Source organism: Sphingomonas populi, assembly GCF_004208535.1.
GTDB classification, from domain to species: Bacteria; Pseudomonadota; Alphaproteobacteria; order Sphingomonadales; family Sphingomonadaceae; genus Sphingomonas; species Sphingomonas populi.
Genome location: NZ_SGIS01000148.1, coordinates 1 through 1,335 on the forward strand (window position 1 = coordinate 1; position 1,335 = coordinate 1,335).

Sequence of the window (1,335 nt, forward strand, 5' to 3'; positions counted from 1 at the left end):
AGACCAAGCTCACCCGGCGTTGGGCCAGGCGCGGCACACGCCCCTCAGCGCCCAAGGATCAGCGCCGCTCCTCAGCATGGATCTTCGGCGCAATCTCCCCGCTGAAGGCAAAGCTGCGGGCATCGTCATGCCCAAATGCAACAGCGAGGCTATGAGCATGCATCTCGAGGAAATCGCCTTCCACGTCGCGCCGGGCGCCCATGCCGTCTTGCTGCTCGATCAGGCCGGATGGCACGGATCAGCCGAGTTGATCGTGCCGCCCAATATCACCCTGATGCCGCTGCCGCCGAGATGCCCGGAACTCAAACCCGTCGAGAACCTTTGGCAGTTCATGCGTGACAACTGGTTGTCCAACCGCATCTTCACATCCTACGAGGACATCGTCGACCATTGCTGCTTCGCTTGGAACGCGCTCGTCGAGCAACCATGGCGCATCATGTCCATCGGACTGCGACAGTGGGCACATGGGTTCTGATCAATGCGCCTTGGTATAACTACAACATTTCCGCTATCGTATTGATTTCCGCTGAGAGTTGACCCGGGATTTTCATCGAGAAGTGACCCGGGTGGATATTGTCCCGCAGTGCGGGGATGGTTCAATGGTGCGTGAGCCGACCGAGCAGCGCGGTGGTCATCTGGGCATCGCCGAACGTTTCATGATGCTGTTCTCCTTGAAGGGGTCGTCCGGCGCACCTGCGCCTTGAGCGGGCCGATCTCCTCATCGACCAAGTCGATCTGCCACGGCTGACCTTTTGCCAACTGGCGGCCGTGAAGTCGGCCTTTGTTGAGCCATTTGAGCACGGTTTGCGCAGTGACGCCAAGCGTATCCGCCGCACCCTGGATAGAGTAGCTGCCGTCTGGCCATCGTGGCGGATTGCGTTCGACCCCATTGATCTTGGCTATCGGGATATCCCACCGCTTGCGCAAAAGATGGATCGTGCCGTTATCGAACGCACCACCACGACTGTTTCGCAAAACCTCGTCATTTAGGACGGCGGCGATCTGGGCATCCATGCGGCCTTGCGCGTTAAGTTCGCGGACTCGCTTCTCGATCTGTTCGGCATGCGCGGCGTCGGCATAGGATTGCGTGCGCCGCGTCAGCCAATGCTCAGTCGCGGCGCCAGTTTGCCAGAGGATGCGGATCCAGACCATGCCTTTGGCGCGGCGCTGGTCGACGATCACCTCGTCGATTACCAGACGTAGCATTGCCTTATACCAAGATTCACTGATCAGAACTCGCGAGCCCAATCACGCAGGCCGATAGACATGATCTTCCAGGGCTGGTCGACCAGCTTGTTCCAGGCGTCGCAGCAATGGTCGACGATGTCGTCATAG

The 1,335-nt window shown here is 59.3% G+C and carries 1 protein-coding gene and 1 pseudogene; one reads left to right on the forward strand and one right to left on the reverse strand.

Annotation, left to right across the window (positions count from 1 at the left end; genetic code table 11):
* Positions 1-475, forward strand: a pseudogene (locus EWE75_RS24605) (IS630 family transposase); the annotation flags it as partial.
* Positions 476-654: 179 nt separating this feature from the next.
* Here EWE75_RS24605 and EWE75_RS25415 read toward each other — a convergent pair.
* Complete coding sequence (locus EWE75_RS25415) at positions 655-1,182, reverse strand: hypothetical protein (protein WP_206364889.1); 528 nt, start codon at positions 1,180-1,182, stop codon at positions 655-657.
* Positions 1,183-1,335 lie beyond the last annotated feature (153 nt).